Consider the following 14,283-nt stretch of genomic DNA (forward strand, 5'->3'; position numbering starts at 1 on the left):
CAACATGAGTCGAAAACTGAAAGTCGTTGCCGTGTCCGGCAGCTTGCAACGTCCCTCGCGCACCCTGGTGCTGGTCGATCGGCTGCTGGCCGCGCTCGGCGACGAAGTGGCCATCGATGCCCGCGTGATCTCGCTCGGCGAGATCGGCTCGCAGTTCGCCGGCGTGCTCTATCGCAACCAGCTGCCCGCGGCGGTCGAGGAAAGCATCGCGGCCATCGAGTCGGCCGACCTGCTGCTGGTGGCCAGCCCGGTGTACCGCGGCTCCTACACGGGCCTGTTCAAGCACCTGTTCGACTTCGTGCACCACGAGGCGCTGACCGACAAGCCGGTGCTGCTCGCAGCCACGGGCGGCAGCGACCGGCACGCGCTGGTCATCGACCATCAGCTGCGTCCGCTCTTTGCCTTCTTTCAGGCGCGCACGCTGCCCATCGGCGTCTATGCGGTCGAGAAGGACTTCGAAGGCTACGAGATCGCCAACCCCGCGCTGCGCGAGCGCATCGCGCTGGCGGTGGCGCGCGCCGTGCCGCAACTGCGCGACGCCGCACCGGCGGCGGCCGCACGCAGCCCCGTTTCCCGCAAGCCGGCGCCCGTCGCGCTGCCGGTCTGAAACCCGTTCGTTCGATCCCCAAGGAGCCCCCCATGAGCCAAGCGTCTTCCTCTCCCGCCCCCGTCAAGTTCGCCTACTGGGTGCCCAACGTCAGCGGCGGCCTGGTCGTGAGCACCATCGAGCAGCGCACCGACTGGAGCCTGGAGTACAACCAGCGGCTCGCCGTGGCGGCGGAGAAGGCGGGCTTCGAGTACGCGCTGAGCCAGATCCGCTTCACGGCGGGCTACGGCGCGGAATACCAGCATGAATCGGTGTCGTTCAGCCAGGCGCTGCTGCATGCGACCACCAAGCTGAAGGTGCTGGCCGCGATCCTGCCCGGCCCGTGGAATCCGGCGGTGGTGGCCAAGCAGATCGCCACCATCGACCACATCTCCAGCGGACGCATCGCCATCAACGTGGTGAGCGGCTGGTTCAAGGGCGAGTTCCAGGCCATCGGCGAGCCGTGGCTGGAGCACGACGAGCGCTACCGCCGCTCGAACGAATTCATTCGTGCGCTCAAGGGCATCTGGACGCAGGACAACTTCACCTTCAAGGGCGACTTCTATCGCTTCAGCGACTACACGCTGAGCCCGAAGCCGGTGCAAAAGCCACACCCCGAGATCTTCCAGGGCGGCAGCTCGCGCGCCGCGCGCGACAACGCGGCCAGCGTGTCGGACTGGTACTTCACCAACGGCAACACGCCCGAGGGCCTGAAGGCCCAGATCGACGACATCCAGGCCAAGGCCGCGCAGAACGGCCACACGGTGCGCATCGGCGTGAACGCGTTCGTCATCGCACGCGACACCGAGGAAGAAGCCAAGGCCGTGCTGGCCGACATCATCGAGCACGCGCACGTGGAAGCGGTGCATGCCTTCGGTGATGCGGTCAAGCAGGCCGGCAAGGCGTCGCCCGAAGGCGAAGGCAACTGGGCCAAGTCCACCTTCGAAGACCTCGTTCAATACAACGACGGCTTCCGCACCAACCTCATCGGAACGCCGCAGCAGATTGCCGAGCGCATCGTGGCGCTCAAGGCCATCGGGGTCGACCTCATCCTCACGGGCTTCCTGCACTTCATCGAAGAGGTGGAGTATTTCGGCGAGAAGGTGCTGCCGCTGGTGCGCAAGCTCGAAGCGCAGCAGGCCGCCCGCGGAGAAAAGCCGGGCCAGGCGGCACTGGAAGCCGTGGCGTGAGCCTCGTGGTGCCCGATCTTTTCTTCGACGCGGGGCCTGTCTCGCTCGGTGTCGATCCGGTGGCCTTCGTGCCGGCGGGTCGTGCGGCTGCGGCGGGGGAAGACACCGCGACCGCGGCCGTGCTGAGGCTGGAGGGCATCGACCTGTCCTTCGGCGGCGTCACCGCGCTGTCGGGCGTGGATCTGTTGATAGCGAAGGGAGAGATACGCGCCGTGATCGGCCCCAACGGCGCCGGCAAGAGTTCGCTGGTCAACGTCATCAGCGGGCTGTACCGGCCCGAGCGCGGGCGCGTATGGATCGGCGCACGCGGCTTCGGCCATGTACCGACGGCGCGGCTGGCGCGGCTGGGCATCGCCCGCACCTTCCAGAATCTTGCGCTGTTCAAGGGCCTGAGCGTTCGCGACAACATCGTGCTCGGCCGCGTCGATGCGGCGCGCTCCACCTTCATCGAGCAACTGACCGGACTGGGCCGCGCGCGTCGTGAACGCGAAGATGCGCGCGCCAGGGCCGACGCGATCATCTGCTTTCTCGGCCTGGGCGCCGTGCGCGATCGGCTGGCCGGCACGCTGGCCTATGGCCTGCAGAAGCGCGTCGAACTGGCGCGCGCGCTGGTCGCTTCGCCTCGACTCTTGCTGCTCGACGAGCCGATGGCCGGGATGACCGTCACCGAGAAGCGGGAGATGGCGCATTTCGTGCGCGCCGCGCGCGACGAGTTCGGCACCAGCATCCTGCTGATCGAGCATGACATCGGCGTGGTGCTTGGCCTGTCGGACCGCGTGGCGGTGCTCGACCATGGCCGCAAGATCGCCGACGGCACGCCGGCGCAGGTGCGCAGCGACCCGGCCGTGATCGACGCCTACCTGGGCGTGGCCCACGACACGCACGAGGGGCAGGCCTGATGGACGCCGGCGACCTGAGCTTCTTCGCCGAAGTGCTCATCGGCGGCCTGCTGTCTGGCGTGATGTATTCGCTGGTGGGCATCGGCTTCGTGCTGATCTACAAGACATCGGGCGTGCTCAACTTCGCGCAGGGCGCGCAGCTGCTGTTCGCCGCGCTCACTTTTGTGAGCCTGGTCGAGCGCGGCGTGCCCTTCGCGTTCGCCCTGGCGCTGACCTTTGCATTGATGGTGCTGCTGGGCCTGACCATCGAGCGCGCCGTGCTGCGCCCGCTGGTGAACCAGCCGCCGATCACGCTGTTCATGGCGACGCTGGGCCTGTCGTATGTGATCGAGGGCGTGGCGCAGCTGGTGTGGGGCACGCAGGTACACGCGCTGGAGCTGGGCATCGCGGACGAGCCGCTGCAGTTCCTGGGCATCATGGTCTCGACCTTCGACCTGTTCGCGGCCGCGACGGCCGGCGTGATGGTCGCACTGCTGTCGGTCTTCTTCCGCTACACCCGCGTGGGGCTGGCGTTTCGCGCGGTGGCGGACGACACCTACGCGGCCATCGCGGTGGGCCTGCGCCTGCCGCGCATCTGGGCGACGGTGTGGGCCGCGGCCGGCGTCATCGCGCTGGTGGCCGGGCTGCTGTGGGGCGCCCGCCTGGGCGTGCAGTTCTCGCTCTCGCTCGTGGTGCTGAAGGCGCTGCCGGTGCTGGTGCTGGGCGGTTTCGATTCGATCCTCGGCGCGATCGTCGGCGGGCTGGTGATCGGCGCGCTGGAGAAACTGGCCGAGGTGTACATCGGGCCGTTCGTGGGCGGTGGCATCGAGAGCTGGTTCGCCTATGTCGCGGCGCTGGCCTTCCTGCTGATCCGCCCGAGCGGTCTCTTCGGGCAGAAACTGGTGGAGCGTGCCTGAGCCATGCGTACCCTTTCCTTGCCCCCATGGACCTGGCCGCTGGCGGTGCTGGTCATCGCCTTCGGCGTGGTGCCGTTCATCGCGTCCGGCTATGTGTTCGACGCGCTGCTGATTCCGTTCCTGGCGCTGTCGCTCGCGGCCGTAGGCCTCAACCTGCTGACCGGCTACGCGGGCCAGCTGTCGCTGGGCACCGCGGCCTTCATGGCGGTGGGCGCCTTCGCCGCCTACAACTTCAACCTGCGCGTGGAGGGGCTGCCGCTGCTCGTGAGCATCGGCCTCGCGGGGCTGGCCGCCACGGCCGTCGGCCTGGTGTTCGGCCTGCCGAGCCTGCGGCTGCGCGGTTTCTACCTTGCGGTGTCGACGTTGGCCGCGCAGTTCTTCGTGCAATGGGCGCTCACCAAGTTCGGCTGGTTCAGCAACGACAGCGCTTCCGGCGTGATCGATGCGCCGGCGCTCGAGGTGGCGGGCATCGTGTTCGACACGCCGGTGGGCCGCTACATCTTCTCGCTGAGCATCGTCACGGTGCTCACGCTGCTGGCATGGCGCCTCGTGCGCACCCAGGCCGGCCACCACTTCATCGCGGTGCGCGACAACGAGCTGGCCGCGCGCGTCATCGGGGTGCCGGTGCTGCGCACCAAGCTGCTGGCCTTCGCGGTGTCTTCGTTCATCGTCGGCGTTGCGGGCGTGCTGTGGGGCTTCGTGTATCTGCGCACGGTGGAGCCGGCGGGCTTCAACCTCGACCGCTCGTTCCAGATCCTCTTCATCGTGATCATCGGCGGCTTGGCGACCATCCGCGGCGCTTTCCTCGGCGCGGCGCTGATCGTGGTGTTCCCGCTGCTGCTCTCGCGCGCGGGCGGTTTCCTGTTCGGCGGGCGCTTCGACTCGGGCGTGCTCGACATGAGCCAGCGCATCGTGCTGGGCGCCTTGATCATTTTCTTCCTGGCCGTGGAGCCACGGGGGCTCGCCGCCCTCTGGGACCGCGCGCGCAGGCGGGTCTCGCCGGCCTGAGCCCGGAACGCTTTTCCTTTTCCCATCGCATCCTCAAAGTCTTCGCCACCATGTCCTTCATCAAGCACCTGAAAACCGCGGCCCTGGCCGTCACCCTGGCCGCAAGCGGCCTGCAGGCGGCGCATGCCGACGCCAACGAACAGTTCTTTCCGCTGCAGAGCTACCGCGTCGGCCCCTACGCGGCCGGCGGCACCGGCTTCTTCGGCGGCTTCATCGACTACCTCAACCTCGTCAACACGCGCGACGGCGGCGTGGGCGGCGTCAAGCTGACCTGGGAGGAGGGCGAGACGCAGTACGAGGTGGAACGCGGTGTGGAGGTGTACGAGCGCCTCAAGCAGCGCCCCGGCATCGCGACCTGGAACCCGCTGTCGGTCGGCATCGCGTATGCGCTGATCGACCGCGTGACGGCCGACAAGGTGCCGCTGCTCACGATCAACCACGGGCGCACCGACACCACCGACGGGCGCGTTTTCAAGTACATCTTTCCGCTGCTGCTCAATCCGTACAGCGAAACCTCGGGCATCGTGAACTACATCGCGGGCAAGGAAGGCGGTGCCGACAAGCTCAAGGGCAAGAAGATCGTGGTGCTGTACCACGGCTCGCCCTACGGCAAGGAGACCATCCCGATCTATGAACTGCTCGCCAAAAAGTACGGCTTCACGCTGCAGCAGATCGAGGTGCCGCACCCGGGCAACGAGCAGCAGTCGCAGTGGCTCGCCATCCGCCGCGCGAAACCCGACTACGTGGTGCTGCGCGGATGGGGCGTGATGAACCCGGTGGCGCTCAAGACCGCGCAGAAGACGGGCTTTCCGGTCGATCACATCGTGGGCAACGTCTGGTCGAACTCCGAGGAAGACGTGATCCCCGCGGGCGACGCCGCCAAGGGCTACGTGGCTATCACCACCGTGGCAGCGGGCGCGCAGTACCCGGTGCTGCAGGAGATCACCAAGACCGTGTACGGCGCGGGCAAGGGCAACCTGCAGGATCCGAAGCGCATCGGCAGCGTCTATCACAACCTGGGCGTGCTCAACGGCATCCTGAACGTGGAGGCCATCCGCATCGCGCAGGCCAGGTTCGGCAAGCGCACGCTCACCGGCGACGAGGTCCGCTGGGGCCTGGAGAACCTGAAGATCGACGAGGCGCGCGCCGCCGCGCTCGGCGCCAAGGGCCTGTTCCATTCGATCAACGTCACCTGGGACAACCACGAGGGCGACGGCCGCGTGGCCTTCCAGCAGTGGGACGGCAGCAAGTGGAACGTGGTCTCGGACTGGATCGCACCGGACTGGAAGCTGCTGCGCCCGATCATCGAGAAGTCTTCGCTGGCCTATGCCAAGGAAAAGAACCTCAAGGTGCGCAAGAGCATCGACGACTGAGCCCCTACGCACATTCCTGAAAGGCAAACCGATGTCCGCTGTTCTCCAACCCTCCGCATCCGCACCTGCCGCAGCCAACGACCCGGTGCCCGGGCTGCCGCTTTCCGACACGCCCGCGCTTGTGATCCGCGACGACGCCGAAGCCATTGCCGTGGCGCATGCGATCGCCGCGAAGCTGCTCGTGGGCGCCTCCGAGCGCGACCGCCTGCGGCGCTGGCCGGTCGAGGAGATCGACGCGTATTCGCAAAGCGGCCTCTGGGCCATCAACGTGCCCCGGGCCTTCGGTGGTGCCGAGGTCTCGTATGCCACGCTGGCCGAGGTGATCGCGATCATCTCGGCGGCCGATCCGTCGCTCGGACAGATCACGCAGAACCACCTGGGCTTCGTCGCCGCGGTGCGCACGGTGTCGGACGCGGCGCAGCAGAAGCTGTTCTTCGCCGACTTCCTGCGCGGCGTGCGATGGGGCAATGCCTTCTCCGAATCCGGCTCCAAGCGCGCGGCGGACTTCGAGACGCGCTTCACCGACGCGGGCGACCATGTGGTGGTGACCGGCAAGAAGTTCTATTCGACCGGCGCGCTGCTCGCGCACTACGTGCCCATCGTGGCCAACGACGAGCAGGGCAACACCTGGTACGTGGTGGCCGAGCGCAACGCGCCGGGCCTCACGGTGATCGACGACTGGTCCGCCTTCGGCCAGAGCACCACGCTCAGCGGCACGGTGCTCATCGACCAGGTGAAGGTGCCGAAGACGCACCTGATTCCGGCGTACAAGGGCTATGACGCGCCCTCGGCCGACGGCGCGATCTTCCAGATCATCCAGGCAGCAGTCGACGTGGGCATTGCGCGCGGCACCATCGCGGAGACGGTCGATTTCATCCGCACCAAGACGCGGCCGTGGATCGACAGCCAGCGCGACCATGCATGGGAAGACCCGTACTCGATCCAGGCGGTCGGCGACTTGCAGATCCGGCTGCATGCCAGCGAGGCCCTGCTGGAGCGCGCCGGGCGCGCCATCGACCGCGCGGTGGCGGCTCCGGACGCCGACAGCGTGGCGGCGGCACAGGTCGCGACGGCGGAGGCCAAAGTGCTGTCCACGGAGATCGCGATCCTTGCGACCAACAAGCTGTTCGAACTCGCGGGCACCCGCTCCACGCTGGGCCAGTACAACCTCGACCGGCACTGGCGCAATGCGCGCACGCACACGCTGCACGATCCGGTGCGCTGGAAGTACGCGATCGTGGGGAACTACTTCCTCAACGGCGTGAAGCCGCCGTTCCATGCCTGGAGCTGAAGTGGAAGCCGCCCTGTTGCGCATCGAGGCCGTCGAGGCGGCGTACCAGCGCTCCATCGTGGCGCTGCACGGCGTGAGCCTGTCGGTGCGCCCAGGCGAGATCCATGCGCTGCTGGGTGCCAACGGGGCGGGCAAGTCGACGACGCTGAAGGCGGTGTCGAACCTGCTGCCGGCCGAGCGCGGACAGGTCACCGCCGGGCGCATCGTGTTCGACGGGCACGACGTGGGCCGCACCGCCACGGCCGACCTTGTTCGGCTGGGCCTGGTGCAGGTGCTCGAAGGCCGCCACTGCTTCCGCTCGCTCACGGTGGAGGAGAACCTGCTGACCGGCGCGCTCGGGCGCAGCGCACGGCGCGCCGAAGCCGCCGACGACCTGGCGCGCGTCTACGAGATCTTTCCGCGCCTGAAGGCGAAGCGCCGCGTGCTCGCCGGACTGAGCTCCGGCGGCGAACAGCAGATGACCGCCATCGGCCGCGCGCTGATGTCGAGGCCGCGACTGCTGGTGCTCGACGAGCCATCGATGGGGCTGGCGCCGCTCGTAGTGCGCGACATCTTCGAGCAGCTGCGCAGGCTCAACCGCGAGCAGGGCCTATCGATCCTGGTGGCCGAGCAGAACTCGACCGTGGCGTTGCAGTACGCCGATCGCGCCACCGTGCTCGACGCGGGGGTGGCGGTGCTCGACGGCGAGGCGCAGGCCCTGCGCCGGCGCGCCGACATCCAGTCCTTCTATTTCGGCGATGGCGTGGCGGGCAACGACGCCGTGGCCGAGGCCGCTGCCTGAGGCAATTCGTCTCTTTTCAACAGCGGAGTCGGTCGAGCCAGCGCTGGGCAAAGCTGGGACAAGGCCTGCAAGGGCATCCGCGCCGATGCCCACGATCAGGCTCCTGCCCGCGGCACGCTGCTACAGTTCCCCAGGCTGCAGCCAGGACACCAACAGGCCGCACCCGACCTCCGACAGCAGAGCCTGAATTCATGAGCCATGCATCGCAAACCGCATCTGCCCCAAAAACTCTGCCTGTGCTGCGGCCGGCCCTTTGCCTGGCGTAAAAAGTGGGCCGAGGTGTGGGACGAAGTCAAGTACTGCTCCGAGCGCTGCCGCCGCAACCGCGCAAGCCCGCAACCGCAGGGCACGCCGCCATGAGCACCGCCACCGGCCATCTGAGCGTCCGACTGCGCCAAGTGCTCGCGAACTGCTTGGCTCACGACAAAGCCTGCCAACGCCTGTGGGGCAACGCATGAACGGTCCCACCCATACCATGCGCCTGGTGCTGGGCGACCAGCTCAACGCCGGGCACAGCTGGTTTGCCCAACGAGATCCGCAGGTGGTCTACGTGCTGATGGAGGTGCGCCAGGAAACCGACTACGTGCTCCACCATGCCCAGAAGATCCTGGCCATATTCGCCGCCATGCGCGACTTCGCGCGCCAGCTGCGCGCCGCCGGGCACCGCGTGCGCTATGTGGCGCTGGACGACGCGAGCAACCGGCAGTCCATTCCTGCCAACCTGGCGGCGCTGGCCGCGCACTACGGCGCCCAGAAGGTCCAGTGGCAACAACCCGACGAATGGCGGCTGGATGCGCAATTGCTGGAATGGGCCGCTACACAGCCCCAGACCTGGGAAGTGGTCGACAGCGAGCATTTCCTGACACAGCGCGGCGAGCTCGCAGCGCTGATGCGCGGCCGCAAGCAATGGCTCATGGAGCACTTCTACCGCCATATGCGGCGTCGCTGGCAGGTGCTGCTGGATGCCGGCGGCGAACCCGAAGGCGGGCAATGGAACTTTGACCACGACAACCGCAAGCGCTGGCCCGGCACGCCGCCCGAGCCCGCCGATTGGCGCCCCCAGCACGACCACAGCGTCCTGTGGGACATGGTTCAACGCGCGGGTGTCGCGAGTTTTGGCGACCCGCAGGCCGCTGTCCTGCGCTGGCCCCTGAACCGCGATGAAGCCCTGGCCTGCCTGGATGCCTTCATAGCCACGGCACTGCCGCATTTCGGGGAATACGAGGACGCTCTCGCCAGCAGCGCACCGCGCTTGTTCCATTCGCTGCTGTCGTTCGCACTGAACGTGAAGATGCTGCATCCGCTGGAAGTGGTGAAGCGCGCCGAGAGCGCCTGGCGCGCTGGCCAGGCGCCGTTGGCGGCCGTGGAGGGGTTCGTGCGCCAGATCCTGGGTTGGCGCGAATACGTGCGCGGCATCTACTGGGCACACATGCCGGGGTACGAGGAGCACAACGCACTGGCGCATCGCGCACCGCTGCCGCAGTGGTTCTGGAGCGGCGACACGCGCATGCGCTGCCTGCACCTGGCCATCACCCAGTCGCTGCAGACCGCCCATGCCCACCATATCCAGCGCCTGATGGTGATCGGCAATTTCGCGCTGCTCGCCGGATTGGAGCCGCAGGCGCTGCACCGCTGGTACCTGGGCATCTACATCGACGCCTTCGAGTGGGTGGAGCTGCCCAACACGCTGGGCATGAGCCAGCGCGCCGATGGCGGCCTGATCGCCACCAAGCCCTATGTGAGCAGCGCCGCCTACTTGCAGCGCATGGGCGACTACTGCAAGGGTTGCGCTTACGACCCGGCCCGGAAAACCGGCGAACGTGCCTGCCCCTTCAACGCGCTGTACTGGGACTTTTTCGAGCGCCACGCCCCCGCGCTGGAAGGCAACCCGCGCCTTGCCCTCGTCTACCGCCAACTGCAAAAGATGCCCGACACGCAGCGCGAGGCCTTGCGCACGCAGGCTGGGCAGCTGCGCGAGCGGCTGGATGCGTTGTAGCTAACGGGCGATGTACATGTTGTCTACTTGGGTGGCTCATCGAGCGGCCGGCAGACTTCCAGCACCAGTCCGCGCAGCCACCGATGCGCAGGATCGCGGTCAAGACGCGGATGCCACATCTGCGAGACGGTGATCTGCTGCGTGGGTACCGGCAGCGGGAACGAGCACAGCGTGCCCCGCGTCCTCAGGTGTTCAAAGTACGAAGACGGTATCAATGCAACCAGGTCGGTCTCGGCCGCGATCGACAGGGCTGTGCTGAAGCTCGGCACTACTACCGCGGTATTGCGAACCAGGCCCATCGCTGCAAGCGCGTTGTCCACCGGTCCCTCGGTCCGGCCGTGGCGCGAAGTGACCACGTGGTCGCAGGCGGCGTAGCGTTCTGCAGTTATCTCGGGTTCGGCGAGCAGAGGGTGGCCTTGGCGCACCACCGCGACGAATCGGTCGCGAAAGAGCGCCTGCACGCGTACCTCCGGACCCGAATCGCCGAGAACGCCGACATCCAGATCGAGCAGTCCCTCGCGCAGCGGGCGAACGTCCTTGTCGGGCTTGGGCGCGAAGCGCAGGCGAACGCCGGGCGCATCGTGTGCGGCGCGAGCCACCAACCGATGCGCGAAGGCCTCGATGAAGCCGTCGTTGGCCCGTATGGTGAACAGGCGCCGGAGCGTGCGGGGATCCATGCTCGCGCCAGCGGTCTGAAGCACCGCGCGCGACTCCTGCACCAAGTCCCTGACGCGGTCGCGAAGCGTCAGCGCATGCGGCGTGAGCACCATTGCGCGGCCCGCGCGCACGAGGAGCTGGTCCCCGGTCGATTCCCGCAACCGCGCGAGTGCGCGGCTCATTGCCGACTCGCTCAGGCCCAGGCGCTCGGCGGCTTTCGCGACGCTGCCCTCGGAAAGAAGTGCGTTCAACGCAAACAGCAGGTTCAGGTCGGCTTCTGTCGGCATGCCCGAACCTAGCACGGCCGCGAGGATTTCGACAGGCGCCCCATGCAGGGACAAGCTGCGCGCCGCGCGCTGTGCAAGCCGTGCGTGCAGTCCTAAGCTGGCCTGGCGCAATAGAGCGTGACCCTTCCAGTTGTCCAATCATGTTGTCACCCACGCTTCGACCGAACCCTTCCTCCACCATCGCTAGCGCCGTCGAAGGCCGGGAGGCGAACGACCTGAATGCCGTGCACGATGCCGATGGCCTGCCTCTGCCGCGGCGCTACGCAGCCGTCGCCGCGATCCTGGGCGCAGGCGTGCTGGTGGTGCTCGATGGCGCAATCGCCAACATCGCGCTGCCAAGCATTGCGCAGCAATTGCAGGCGACACCCGCCGATGCCGTCTGGATCATCACGGCCTACCAGCTGGCCGTGGTCATGTTCCTGTTGCCGGCTTCCGCTGTCGGGGAGCGGTTCGGATATAGGCGGGTCTTTGCCGGTGGTGTGGCGCTGTTCACCGCGGCGTCGGTGTTGTGCGCGGTGGCGCCGTCGTTGCCTTGGCTCGTGGCCGCGAGGTGCCTCCAGGGTTTGGGCAGTGCAGCCGTGATGCCCCTCGGGCTGGCGCTTTTGCGCTTCACCTATCCGCATCGATTGCTGGCGCGCTCGATCGCCTGGAATGCACTCGCAGTCGCGGCCGCTTCCGCATCGGGGCCTACCCTGGGCGCCTTCATACTCTCCGCGGCAAGCTGGCCTTGGTTCTTTGCCGTGAATCTGCCGATCGGCCTCGTTGTGCTCGCAGCCTGCGCGGGCTTGCCGAGCCCGCCGCGCTCGGTGCGTCGCATCGACGTGTGGAGCATTGCGCTCAACGCGGTCATGTTCGCCTCCTTCGTGCTGGGGAGTGACCGGCTGGTGGTGCATCCGTTGCACGGCGGCGCGTTGCTTGCCATGTCGGCCCTTTGCATGGTCCTGCTGGTACGGCGCGAGATGCCGAAGGCGGCGCCGCTGGTTCCGTTGGACCTGCTGCGCGTGCATTCCTTCCGGATCTCGGTGATTGCCTCCGTCTGCTGCTTTACAGGCCAGATGGCCAGCCTCGTGGCGCTGCCGTTCTATATCCAGCACGAACTGGGTCAGAGCGCGGTGACCGCCGGGCTCTTGATGACCCCGTGGCCCCTGGCGGTGATGCTGGCCGCGCCGCTGTCGGCACGCCTGGCCCAGCGCGTGCCGACTGCATGGCTGTGCGCGGCCGGAAGCGCGTGCTTCGCAAGCGGCCTGGCCCTGTGTGCCCTGTGGCCGCTGCACGGAAACCCGGTCCTGCCGATCGCCGTGTTCACGAGCCTCGCCGGCCTGGGTTTCGGCTTCTTTCAGACACCGAACAACCAGAACATGTTGCTCTCGGCACCCAAGGATCGCAGCGGCGCGGCCGGTGGCGCGCAAGGCACCGCACGGCTCACGGGGTTGACGCTCGGCAGCTTGCTGATGAGCTTGATGTTCGGGATGCTGCCGTCCCACGGCGCAGTGCACTGGGGCCTGGCGATTGCGGCTCTGGCTGCGTTGATGGGGAGTGCGGCGAGCCTGCTCAGAAGCCCAGCAAGGGCTCGCGCCACGTGATCGGAGAAGCGCGATCTGTCAGTCGATGGATTCGGCCACGCGCCGCCGTAAAGCCAACTCCGCGGGTAAGCCGAAACTGGCCTACAGATGGATGCCGCCGCCGCGTACGCTGCAAGCGTCGGAAGCAGCTAGTGTGAGTGGTTCCTAAACCATCAACAACACAAGGACCTGTCATGAAGACTTCATTCGCTTTGATTGCGGCGACGACCGCCGTTGCATTGCTCACCATGGCCGGCACCGCAGACGCCAAAGGCTGCATCAAGGGTGCGGTGGTAGGCGGCGTGGGCGGCCATGTTGCGGGGCATCACGGTCTTCTTGGCGCTGCTGGCGGCTGCGTGGTCGGGCGGCATATGGCCAACAAGAAGGAAAAAGAAGCCGAAGCGGCGGCCGCCGCGCAGAGGGCTCCAGCAGACTCCTCATCCAATAGTCAAGTCAAGCAGTAGGCCCGTACTGCGCTGCCTGCATGACGCATCAGCCCGGTGAGGCCGGGGAGTTGGCCAGCATGTCATGCCGGGTGTAGGGACGCTCCCGGTTTGCCAGCTTGGCCGCAATCACCTCGAGAGCGTCCTGGGTCGGCGCCGGACGCCCCTGCAAAAGCAGGGCAATCAGCAAGACCATGGCAATCAGCGGCCACTGCCTGCCTCGAGGAAGAGAAACCAGCCGGCTGTGGCACCACAAAAAGCCGGCGCTGACAATGGTGCCCAGCGCGGCACCCGCGATGACCTCCGAATTCGAATGCACCTCCAGCGCCAGGCGCGAGATGCCAATGCTGATGGCCAAGCACCAGCCCAGCGCTGCGGCGATCAGTCGCCGCCGTTGCGTCATGTGCGGCACAGCCATCCACAGCAGTACAGGCCATACGCTCGTGGACAGCGCAGTGTGGCCGCTGAAGCCGGTGAAGTTGAACTTTGCGCTGCCGATGCCCCAGCCCATGAAGGCGAGTTTCGACAGCATGACGATGAGCCCGCAGGCGCCAAACATCAGGACCCAGTGCAGGGCAGCCGTACGCGAGCCTTTGCCAAGGAAGAGCCACAGCGCCATCAGCAGCCCGACAGGCAAGAGAAATCCGCTGTCACCCAACGAGGTGAACGCCTGCCAGAAGCTGTGCATGTGGTTGGGGGCGCGATACAAGAGGCTACGACAGCGTCGGCCTGCTTCTTCGCTCCCGAGCTCGCGTCACGCGCCCATTGCGGCCAATTGCTCCAATGTCTTCCCGGCCGCCAGTGCTTCTTTCAGCCAGCGGGGCTTGGGGCCGAAGCCGGACCACGTGTTTCCAGCTTCATCGCGATATGCCGTGGCGCTGCGCTTTTTGGCAGGCGCGCCTTTGGCCTTCCTGGGTGTCTTCACTGCTTTTGCAGGCGCAGCCCCGCTGGGCGACGCGAAGTCCTGGAGTGACTTGCCGGCAGCCAGCGCCGCCTTCAACCATTGTGGGCGTGGGCCGCGGCCGCCCCAGGTGTTGCCGAGGCCGTCCGAATAGGCCGGAGCATCGGCGGAGCCCGCATTGCGCGCGTCACCCTTTTTTGCCTTTCGCGGTGTGTCGCCATAGCCGAGTTGCCTAGCAGTCAACCCGTAATGGGCAATGGCCTCTTTGATACGGGCGACGACGCCCTCGATCTCCTGGGCTCGAAGCTCGTCGGCTTGCCGTTGCAGTGCCTCGATCTGCTTCTGAATTTGCGCGTAGCTTTTCTGAGCCATGGGTATACCTAATTTATGTGAGTCCAGGGCGCGACTTTAAT

At 67.0% G+C, this 14,283-nt stretch carries 15 protein-coding genes; 12 read left to right on the forward strand and 3 right to left on the reverse strand.

Annotation, left to right across the window (positions count from 1 at the left end; genetic code table 11):
- The first annotated feature begins 4 nt into the window (after positions 1 to 4).
- From msuE to C4F17_RS29515, 10 genes are all read left to right on the forward strand, one after another.
- Positions 5 to 607: an FMN reductase gene (gene msuE / locus C4F17_RS29470; RefSeq protein ID WP_081269206.1), complete on the forward strand. Its 603-nt coding sequence runs from the start codon at positions 5 to 7 to the stop codon at positions 605 to 607.
- 32 nt (positions 608 to 639) lie between these two features.
- A complete protein-coding gene (gene sfnG, locus C4F17_RS29475) occupies positions 640 to 1,776 on the forward strand; it encodes a dimethylsulfone monooxygenase SfnG (RefSeq protein WP_081269207.1) in 1,137 nt (378 codons plus the stop codon).
- A 59-nt stretch (positions 1,777 to 1,835) separates the two neighbouring features.
- Entirely contained in the window at positions 1,836 to 2,675 is an 840-nt protein-coding gene (locus C4F17_RS29480; RefSeq protein WP_234383184.1) for an ABC transporter ATP-binding protein, read from the forward strand.
- 14 nt (positions 2,676 to 2,689) lie between these two features.
- Positions 2,690 to 3,571, forward strand: coding sequence for a branched-chain amino acid ABC transporter permease (locus C4F17_RS29485; protein WP_199852030.1), 882 nt, complete (start codon positions 2,690 to 2,692; stop codon positions 3,569 to 3,571).
- Between the two features lie 3 nt (positions 3,572 to 3,574).
- Positions 3,575 to 4,579 carry a branched-chain amino acid ABC transporter permease gene (locus C4F17_RS29490; protein ID WP_106938004.1) on the forward strand — a complete coding sequence of 335 codons (1,005 nt, stop codon included), beginning with the start codon at positions 3,575 to 3,577 and terminating at the stop codon, positions 4,577 to 4,579.
- 50 nt (positions 4,580 to 4,629) lie between these two features.
- Positions 4,630 to 5,952, forward strand: coding sequence for an ABC transporter substrate-binding protein (locus C4F17_RS29495; RefSeq protein ID WP_106938005.1), 1,323 nt, complete (start codon positions 4,630 to 4,632; stop codon positions 5,950 to 5,952).
- A 31-nt stretch (positions 5,953 to 5,983) separates the two neighbouring features.
- Complete coding sequence (locus C4F17_RS29500) at positions 5,984 to 7,243, forward strand: SfnB family sulfur acquisition oxidoreductase (protein ID WP_106938006.1); 1,260 nt, start codon at positions 5,984 to 5,986, stop codon at positions 7,241 to 7,243.
- Positions 7,230 to 8,024: an ABC transporter ATP-binding protein gene (locus C4F17_RS29505; RefSeq protein WP_106938007.1), complete on the forward strand. Its 795-nt coding sequence runs from the start codon at positions 7,230 to 7,232 to the stop codon at positions 8,022 to 8,024. The genes C4F17_RS29500 and C4F17_RS29505 overlap by 14 nt, the downstream gene beginning before the upstream one ends.
- Before the next feature lie 198 nt (positions 8,025 to 8,222).
- Positions 8,223 to 8,384: a DUF2256 domain-containing protein gene (locus tag C4F17_RS29510; RefSeq protein WP_081269213.1), complete on the forward strand. Its 162-nt coding sequence runs from the start codon at positions 8,223 to 8,225 to the stop codon at positions 8,382 to 8,384.
- A 94-nt stretch (positions 8,385 to 8,478) separates the two neighbouring features.
- Positions 8,479 to 10,020, forward strand: coding sequence for a cryptochrome/photolyase family protein (locus C4F17_RS29515; protein WP_106938008.1), 1,542 nt, complete (start codon positions 8,479 to 8,481; stop codon positions 10,018 to 10,020).
- 23 nt (positions 10,021 to 10,043) lie between these two features.
- On the opposite strand, the gene C4F17_RS29520 is transcribed toward C4F17_RS29515, so the two are convergent.
- Complete coding sequence (locus tag C4F17_RS29520; RefSeq protein WP_106938009.1) at positions 10,044 to 10,964, reverse strand: LysR family transcriptional regulator; 921 nt, start codon at positions 10,962 to 10,964, stop codon at positions 10,044 to 10,046.
- A gap of 140 nt (positions 10,965 to 11,104) precedes the next feature.
- Here C4F17_RS29520 and C4F17_RS29525 point away from each other — a divergent pair, with 140 nt between their 5' ends.
- Together C4F17_RS29525 and C4F17_RS29530 are read left to right on the forward strand one after the other, a co-directional pair.
- On the forward strand, positions 11,105 to 12,547 hold the full coding sequence (locus C4F17_RS29525) for an MFS transporter (protein ID WP_106938010.1): 1,443 nt from the start codon (positions 11,105 to 11,107) through the stop codon (positions 12,545 to 12,547).
- Positions 12,548 to 12,720: 173 nt separating this feature from the next.
- Positions 12,721 to 12,990 (forward strand): hypothetical protein, encoded by a 270-nt coding sequence (locus tag C4F17_RS29530; protein ID WP_172839882.1) that lies wholly within the window; start codon positions 12,721 to 12,723, stop codon positions 12,988 to 12,990.
- Between the two features lie 28 nt (positions 12,991 to 13,018).
- On the opposite strand, the gene C4F17_RS29535 is transcribed toward C4F17_RS29530, so the two are convergent.
- Both C4F17_RS29535 and C4F17_RS33580 read right to left on the reverse strand, forming a co-directional pair.
- Positions 13,019 to 13,657, reverse strand: a complete 639-nt coding sequence (locus C4F17_RS29535; protein ID WP_106938011.1) for a phosphatase PAP2 family protein — start codon at positions 13,655 to 13,657, stop codon at positions 13,019 to 13,021.
- A 66-nt stretch (positions 13,658 to 13,723) separates the two neighbouring features.
- Complete coding sequence (locus C4F17_RS33580) at positions 13,724 to 14,242, reverse strand: H-NS family nucleoid-associated regulatory protein (protein ID WP_234383147.1); 519 nt, start codon at positions 14,240 to 14,242, stop codon at positions 13,724 to 13,726.
- Between the last annotated feature and the right edge of the window lie 41 nt (positions 14,243 to 14,283).

This window comes from Variovorax sp. PMC12, assembly GCF_003019815.1.
Lineage (GTDB): Bacteria > Pseudomonadota > Gammaproteobacteria > Burkholderiales > Burkholderiaceae_C > Variovorax.

Coding starts and splice junctions, on each gene's coding strand:
- C4F17_RS29525 (WP_106938010.1), top strand. CDS start 11,105: ATGTTGTCACCCACGCTTCGACCGAACCCTTCCTCCACCATCGCTAGC.
- C4F17_RS29530 (WP_172839882.1), top strand. CDS start 12,721: ATGAAGACTTCATTCGCTTTGATTGCGGCGACGACCGCCGTTGCATTG.
- C4F17_RS29510 (WP_081269213.1), top strand. CDS start 8,223: ATGCATCGCAAACCGCATCTGCCCCAAAAACTCTGCCTGTGCTGCGGC.
- sfnG (WP_081269207.1), top strand. CDS start 640: ATGAGCCAAGCGTCTTCCTCTCCCGCCCCCGTCAAGTTCGCCTACTGG.
- C4F17_RS29515 (WP_106938008.1), top strand. CDS start 8,479: ATGAACGGTCCCACCCATACCATGCGCCTGGTGCTGGGCGACCAGCTC.
- C4F17_RS29505 (WP_106938007.1), top strand. CDS start 7,230: ATGCCTGGAGCTGAAGTGGAAGCCGCCCTGTTGCGCATCGAGGCCGTC.
- C4F17_RS29490 (WP_106938004.1), top strand. CDS start 3,575: ATGCGTACCCTTTCCTTGCCCCCATGGACCTGGCCGCTGGCGGTGCTG.
- C4F17_RS29535 (WP_106938011.1), bottom strand. CDS start 13,657: ATGCACAGCTTCTGGCAGGCGTTCACCTCGTTGGGTGACAGCGGATTT.
- msuE (WP_081269206.1), top strand. CDS start 5: ATGAGTCGAAAACTGAAAGTCGTTGCCGTGTCCGGCAGCTTGCAACGT.
- C4F17_RS33580 (WP_234383147.1), bottom strand. CDS start 14,242: ATGGCTCAGAAAAGCTACGCGCAAATTCAGAAGCAGATCGAGGCACTG.
- C4F17_RS29500 (WP_106938006.1), top strand. CDS start 5,984: ATGTCCGCTGTTCTCCAACCCTCCGCATCCGCACCTGCCGCAGCCAAC.
- C4F17_RS29520 (WP_106938009.1), bottom strand. CDS start 10,964: ATGCCGACAGAAGCCGACCTGAACCTGCTGTTTGCGTTGAACGCACTT.
- C4F17_RS29495 (WP_106938005.1), top strand. CDS start 4,630: ATGTCCTTCATCAAGCACCTGAAAACCGCGGCCCTGGCCGTCACCCTG.